The sequence below is a fragment of the Microcystis sp. LEGE 08355 genome (assembly GCF_015207185.1).
Lineage (GTDB): Bacteria > Cyanobacteriota > Cyanobacteriia > Cyanobacteriales > Microcystaceae > Microcystis > Microcystis panniformis.
Map to the genome: position 1 here is coordinate 1 of NZ_JADEXI010000194.1, position 7,599 is coordinate 7,599.

The 7,599-nt window shown below is 46.0% G+C and carries 4 protein-coding genes; 3 read left to right on the forward strand and 1 reads right to left on the reverse strand.

The features are described from left to right. Positions 1–51: 51 nt before the first annotated feature. A complete protein-coding gene (gene trmD, locus IQ242_RS11535; protein WP_193960071.1) occupies positions 52–747 on the reverse strand; it encodes a tRNA (guanosine(37)-N1)-methyltransferase TrmD in 696 nt (231 codons plus the stop codon). Positions 748–1,120: 373 nt separating this feature from the next. Between trmD and IQ242_RS11540 the strand changes: the two genes are divergently transcribed. The 3 genes from IQ242_RS11540 to IQ242_RS11550 all read left to right on the forward strand — a co-directional run bounded on the left by IQ242_RS11540 (position 1,121) and on the right by IQ242_RS11550 (position 7,399). Next, positions 1,121–1,975, forward strand: a complete 855-nt coding sequence (locus tag IQ242_RS11540; RefSeq protein WP_193960074.1) for a cyanophycinase — start codon at positions 1,121–1,123, stop codon at positions 1,973–1,975. A 107-nt stretch (positions 1,976–2,082) separates the two neighbouring features. Then, entirely contained in the window at positions 2,083–4,716 is a 2,634-nt protein-coding gene (gene cphA / locus IQ242_RS11545) for a cyanophycin synthetase (RefSeq protein ID WP_193960072.1), read from the forward strand. Positions 4,717–4,828: 112 nt separating this feature from the next. Continuing rightward, the gene (locus IQ242_RS11550) at positions 4,829–7,399 is read left to right on the forward strand and encodes a DNA methyltransferase (protein WP_228020941.1); all 2,571 of its coding nucleotides are present in this window, start codon (positions 4,829–4,831) and stop codon (positions 7,397–7,399) included. Positions 7,400–7,599: the final 200 nt, after the last annotated feature.

Here is a 7,599-nt window from a genome sequence, read left to right on the forward strand (position 1 = left end):
ACCCACACCCCACACCCCACACCCCACTTCCCACGGGAGCATTTTTGGCGATTAATCCTGTTCCTCTAGCCATTTTTGCCAGATATCCGGACGACGTTCCTTCGTGCGCTCCAGTTGTTGTTGATAGCGCCAATCGGCGATATCCTGATGATTACCCGATCGCAAAACCGGCGGCACTTGCCAACCGCGAAAGACCGGCGGCCGGGTATATTGGGGATAATCCAATAAACCTGCCTCAAAACTCTCCAATTTCAACGATTCTGCTTTACCTACCGTCCCGGGTAACAACCGCGTCACCCCGTTAATAATGGCTAAAGCCGGGATTTCCCCACAAGTTAGGACAAAATCCCCTAAAGATACCTCTCTAGTCACCAAATGCTCACAAACCCGCTCATCCACCCCTTCATAATGCCCGCAGATGAGAATTAACTGCTGATAACTACTGGCCCAGGTTTTCAGTAAAGCTTGATGGAGAGGTTCCCCCTGGGGAGTCATCAGCACGATCTCCCGGGGTGGTAAAATTTCTAAAGACTCGATCGCCTCAAAAATTGGCTCTGGTTTTAATAACATTCCTACACCACCACCGTAGGGTTCATCATCGACACGACGGTGTTTATCATGGGCAAAATCCCGAAGATTGACCAAATTTACCCTAGCGATGTCGCGTTCGAGAGCTTTTGCCAACAACCCCGACTGCAGCGGTGAAGTAAAAAAATCGGGAAAGAGAGTAATAATGTCAAACTGCACGGGGAAAATTAAGGCCTAGACTGGGATAGTGTTTAATGTATCATTTTGTCACGGTTCGATCGGTTAAAATCTTGCTAATTTTGCGCCAGTCTATCTCGATAACATGATAGACTATGCTGTACTGTCTAGGGTTTTTTCTGGCTCTAGCTTGAGTGATCGAAGTCTAGCCTAGACTAAAAGTTAACTAACAGTCCGTCATTGCCAGTGGATCGAAGAAAATTGCTAAAATCGCCTCTACTATTGCTTGATGTCCCGAAAAATATTCCTAAACCGCATTTTTTTCCGTCAACCGCTCAGGGAAAATAAGATCAAGATACCTGTACATCTTCCCGAAAAACCTTCCATCCCTAAAAATGTCTATTCGTTCAGTGACATGATCATCGAGCTAGAAACCCAACACCACCAAAATCCTACCCCCATATCTCTCAAAACGGCGATTTTAGTCATTGGAGGTGCCGAGGATAAAGTCCACGGTAAAGAGATACTGCATACCTTTTGGAATCGCGCTGGGGGTAGTGAAGCAGTGATCGCTATTGTTCCCTCCGCTTCCAGAGAACCAGTTTTAATCGGCGATCGCTATCAGAAGATTTTCGAGGAAATGGGGGCAAAATACGTCAAAGTTATCGATATTCGTGATCGCGTACAGGGAGAAGACCCCCAATTCCAGGCCTACATCGAAGAGTGTACAGGTGTATTTATGACCGGAGGCGACCAGCTGCGTTTATGCGGTTTGCTCTCCGATACCCCCCTGATGGAAAGGATCAGACAAAGAGTGCAACAGGGAGAACTGACCTTGGCTGGAACTAGCGCCGGGGCCGCCGTTATGGGTCATCACATGATTGCTGGGGGCAGCAGCGGGGAAGCACCCAATCGCGCCCTAGTGGATATGGCCATGGGATTAGGTCTCATTCCTGAAGTCATTGTCGATCAACACTTCCACAATCGCAACCGCATGGCCCGGCTAATGAGTGCTATCTCTGGTTATCCCGAACGTTTAGGAATTGGCATCGATGAGGATACCTGCGCTATGTTTGAACGGGATGGCACGATGACAGTAATCGGCTGCGGTACAGTGACGGTAATTGATGCTAGGGAAATGTCCCACACCAACCACCATCACGTCACCGCTAACGAACCCCTGAGTCTGCATAATTTGCGGGTGCATATTCTTTCCTACGGTGATGGCTATCATCTCAAAAAACAGCAAGTGATCGCTAAATTGGGGTAAAAAAACTCCTGAAAAACTGTTCACGATGAACAGTTTACCCATCTCGGAAAACCAGACAATAAAGAACGGCTTCTTTGTGCTTCTCAACAGCGAACATCAGCTCTATCATGAAAATTCTCAGAACCCAAACCCTGCGCGGTCCCAACTACTGGAGTATTCGTCGCGACAAGCTCATTGTTATGCGTCTGGATCTCGAAGATCTCGCAGAGAAGCCATCGAATGAAATCCCAGGCTTTTACGAGGGATTAATCGACGTTCTCCCCAGTTTAGTCGAACATTACTGCTCCCCCGGTTATCGCGGCGGTTTCTTTGAACGAGTCCGCACTGGCACTTATATGGGCCACATCATCGAACATATCGCCCTAGAATTGCAGGAATTGGCGGGAACTCCCGTCGGGTTTGGTCGCACTAGAAGCACTTCCACCCCCGGAGTCTATAACGTGGTATTTGAGTACGTTGAGGAGCAAGCGGGACGTTATGCGGGTCGGGCTGCCGTGCGTTTGTGTCAATCGATTGTCGATACGGGAACCTATCCTAAGGAAGAATTGGCACAGGATTTAGCCGATTTACGAGATTTATGCAATAATGCCGCCCTCGGTCCGAGTACCGAAACCATCGTCAAAGAAGCACAAGCTAGAAATATTCCCTGGCTACTCCTGAGCGCTCGTGCCATGGTGCAATTGGGCTATGGCGTTCACCAAAAGCGCATTCAAGCCACTTTAAGCAGTTTTTCGGGGATTTTAGCCGTTGAGTTGGCCTGTGACAAGGAAGGCACGAAAACTATCCTCAAGGATGGTGGGATTCCCGTCCCCCGGGGTACGGTGATTCAATACTTGGATGAGTTGTCAGCGGCAATTGAGGAAGTGGGAGGGTTTCCCATCGTGATTAAACCCCTCGATGGCAACCACGGCCGGGGCATCAGCATCGACATCAAAAATCAACAGGAAGCAGAGGAAGCCTATGATCTGGCCAGTGCCGCCTCGAAAACCCGCAGCGTGATCGTGGAAAGGTACTATAAAGGCAGTGATCACCGAATTTTAGTCATAAACGGCAAAGTCGCCGCCGTGGCCGAACGGATTCCCGCTCACGTCGTCGGTGATGGACGCTCAACTATAGAAGAATTAATCGAAATTACTAATCAAGATCCCAACCGGGGTGACGGTCATGCCAACGTTTTAACTAAAATAACTATTGACAAAACCGCCCTTAATGTGCTAGGAAAACAGGGCTATGAATTAACCAGCATTTTAGCCCACGGAGAGATCGCCTATCTGCGAGCCACGGCTAATTTAAGCACCGGCGGCATCGCTGTGGATCGTACCGACGAAATTCACCCCGAAAACGTCTGGATCGCCCAAAGAGTGGCAAAATTAATCGGTTTGGACATTGCCGGGATCGATGTGGTGACAGATGATATCCGCAAACCCCTGAAAGAAGTGGACGGGGTAATCGTAGAAGTCAACGCCGCTCCCGGTTTTCGGATGCACGTCGCCCCCAGTCGCGGTTTACCCCGCAATATCGCCGCTCCAGTTATCGATATGTTATTCCCCCCCGGGACTCCCAGTCGCGTGCCAATTCTGGCAATTACGGGAACTAACGGCAAAACCACCACTAGCCGCTTAATCTCTCATATTTGCCGACAAACGGGGAAAGTAGTCGGATTTACCACGACGGACGGCGTGTATATCGATGATTATCTGGTAGAAAAGGGCGATAACACCGGTCCCTACAGCGCCAGTATGATTTTGAAGGATCCCACAGTAGAGATTGCTGTGTTAGAAACGGCCCGGGGTGGTATCCTGCGATCGGGTTTAGCCTTTAATCAGTGCGATGTGGGGGTGGTGTTAAATGTGGCCGCCGACCATTTGGGTATCGGCGATATCGACACCATTGAACAAATGGCGAAAGTAAAAAGCGTTGTGGCCGAGGTGGTTAGCGCTGAGGGTTACGCGGTTTTAAATGCCGATGACCCCTTGACCGCTAGTATGGCCGAAAAAGTCAAGGGAAGAGTCGCTTATTTTTCCATGAGTCCCGATAACCCGATTATTCACGACCATATCCGTCGCGGTGGCATGGCCGCCATTTATGAGAATGGCTATCTGTCGATTCTAGAGGGAGAATGGACGCTGAGAATCGAGGAAGCGGTCAATATTCCCGTGACTATGCAGGGAATGGCTCCTTTTATGATTGCTAACGCCCTGGCCGCCTGTTTAGCCACTTTTGTGCAGGGTATCGATATCGAGTTAATTCGCCAAGGGGTGCGGACTTTTAAACCTTCCGTGGCCCAGACCCCCGGCAGGATGAACCTGTTTGACTTGGGACACCATCACGCTTTAATCGATTATGCCCATAATCCCGCCGGATACGAAGCCGTCGGCGGTTTTGTCGGCAATTGGTCCGGGGAAAAAGTCGGCGTGGTTGGGGGACCTGGCGATCGACGCGATGATGATTTAATTTTATTAGGGAAATTATCGGCGCTTATGTTCGATCGAATTATTGTTAAGGAAGATAACGATACTCGCGGTCGCCGCCGGGGAGAAGTGGCCGATTTAATTCTCCGGGGAATTAGCCAAGAAAATGCCAGTTTGCGTCCGGAAGTTATTCTCGATGAAACGGAGGCTTTAGAGAAGGCTTTAAGCACGGTTTCTGAGGGTGGTTTAGTGGTAATTTTCCCCGAAAGTGTCACCCAGGCGATCGATTTGATCGAGAAACATCGACCCGTTACCGATAACCAGGGTTAGAAGTTAGGAAAAATAGCTAGAAAATAAAGTAGTGCCAATTGTTACTGAGTACGATGGTTTAATCAAAATCAGCCGAAATCCCTATTATGAGACTCGGCTTGGTTCCGCTTATTTGGGTAATAGCCTGACACTGATGGGGGAGTTGCCGGATGAGAGTGTCGATTTGATTTGTACTTCCCCACCTTTTGCCTTAGTAAGAAAAAAAGAGTATGGCAATGTGGACGCTGATGATTACGTTGAATGGTTTAAAATATTTGCTGGTGAATTTTATCGTATTCTCAAGCCCAAAGGCTCCCTAGTTATAGATATTGGTGGTAGTTGGCTTAAAGGTTTTCCCGTGCGTTCTCTGTATCATTTCGAGTTAGTTATAGAACTTTGTAAACCGAGATTAGAAGGTGGACTAGGTTTTTTTCTCGCCCAAGAACTTTTTTGGTATAATCCAGCCAAACTTCCTACCCCGGCAGAATGGGTGACAGTCAGGAGGGAACGAGTCAAGGATGCTGTCAATACCGTTTGGTGGTTATCGAAGGAGCCGCACCCGAAAGCAAATAACAAGAGAGTTTTACGCCCTTATAGCGAGGCAATGAAAAACCTGATTAAAAATGGCTATGAGGCAAAACTGCGCCCGTCAGGACATGATATTTCTACTAAATTTCAGAATGACCGAGGAGGAGCTATTCCCCCAAATATTATTACTGATTCTATTCAGGAAAGAGGCGCGTCTATAGGTAGTCCAGTCCTGGGAGAGTTCAACTGGATTTTAGAGAATGATTTAGGGCAGCCAGTAAATGTTATATCTGCTTCTAACACGGCATCTAATGATTACTATCAAAGAAGATGTAAGGAAGAAGGGGTGAAACCCCATCCTGCTAGATTTCCGCAAGCTTTACCCGAATTTGTTATTAGTCTCTGTACTGAGCCTGGTGATTTAGTTCTCGATCCTTTTGCTGGTTCAAACATGACAGGACGAGTAGCTGAAACCCTTGAGCGTCGTTGGTTAGCGTTTGAATTAAATGAAGATTATATGATAGCGTCGCAGTTTCGATTTGAACAAGATGCTCCTTTAGTCGTAGCTCCTATAAAGGATAGAAAAACTCTTAAAGCACGAGCCTTAGAACTGGCTAATGATTGTCTTGACAAAAGCTTGACCATGGATACTCAGAAACCTTTTGTTCAGTTAGATTTGTTTCCTGCCAGCGATGATAGTATGACAGACAAAAAAATCATCAGATTTACCTACGGCGACCAGTTTTCTCCTAAGCAATTTCAAGTATCTGAATTAGTACAACTTTGTTCTGATTGTCTTCCTGATCGTCGGGTGCTTCAGGATGAGATTGCTAAACGTTATTATGCTGGCCATTCCAGCCAAAACGATCTACAGAAAGGAGAGAATCGTGGCAAACTTGCCATGAATACATTTCTTTCCCTTCGTGCTTATAAGTTGGTTGAATCAATTGATGGTGATGATTGGCAGTATCGACTCACGGATATCGCTAATGAAATATTAGACAATCAACAAGATACTGAGACAGTTTTCTCAATTTTTGCTCGCCATATTCTTGTTAACCTAACTGGAATGTCCCTAATAAAAGCGATAGAAGCAATTAATAGCAGGGGAGATAAACCCCAGCTAGAAATCATCGCTTACGAACTTCAAGAAATGGGGTATTCACTCTCGACCAATTGTACTTATGTTAGTACCATGAGACAATGGTTACAAGAAGCTAAAGTCCTGGAGAAAAGTTATGAGATTAACTGGGATCGAGTCTATGATCTATTGGAACTCGATCAAGACTATATTGACGAGCTTTATACTCTTAGTCCCGAACAAAAATATTTTTTACTGGCTATGCTTCAGATGGCGATTACTGAGCTAACCGAGTGGAATAAAATTACCAGATACGCCACCAGTGTTTATAAAATACGATTCCCCTCGAAATCTTTTGTTCAGGATATTATTCAACCTTTAGTAAAAGTCGGCTTAATTGCAACTGAGAAAACGACTGGTGGACGAGGAGCGAAACCTAATCTTGTCAAGCTTACCGAGAAATCACAGATGGAACTGTTATCTAGATTATTACAATCTATATCCGATATTACAGAAATCTCCCAAACCGAGCTAAATCGAAGTTTTGAAGATGTTGTTAATGACCTAGATAATCCCGACAAACATATTAAAGGTAAAGCTCTTGAACTGCTGGCGATTTGGATGATTCGTCTAACCAGTCTTAGATTCACAAAATGGCGGAAAAGAGACTATGAAACTGGACAGGGTGAAGTAGATGTTCTGGCAGCATCAGACCGCTTTGTTTATCATCGTTGGCAAATTCAGTGTAAAAATACAAAGCGAGTAGATGTAGAAGTATTAGCCAAAGAAGTTGGTATGACCTTCGTAACAGGGTCTGACGTAGTTATGATTGTGACTACTGGTGAATTTACTAGAGACGCTTTTCAGTATGCTTATCGAATGATGGAAGTATCGAGATACTATATGGTGTTGATACAAAAAGAAGACATTGATGCAATTAAACAAGATAGAACCAATATTATCAAAATTCTTGATCGTCGTGCAAGGCGTGTGTTCGCCAAGAAAGAGTTGGGCTTAACTGATGATACAATTGATGAGATAGAAATTGAAGATAATTCACTGGCAGAGTCATTGGAAGTCTCCGGAGAGGAATAAAATTCCAGAAAATATTCAGCTTGGCATCAGTTAACGATTTTTAAAAGCTTCGATCGCCGCCGGCAAAGTATAGCTATCTCACCATTGAGATAACTGCTGTAGCTAGGGTTTGCGGCAAAAAGTTTGTTGGTGGAGGCAGGGTGTGGGGTGTGGGGTGTGGGGTGTAGGGTTTTACCGATTTTGAGATAGTCAGTTATACC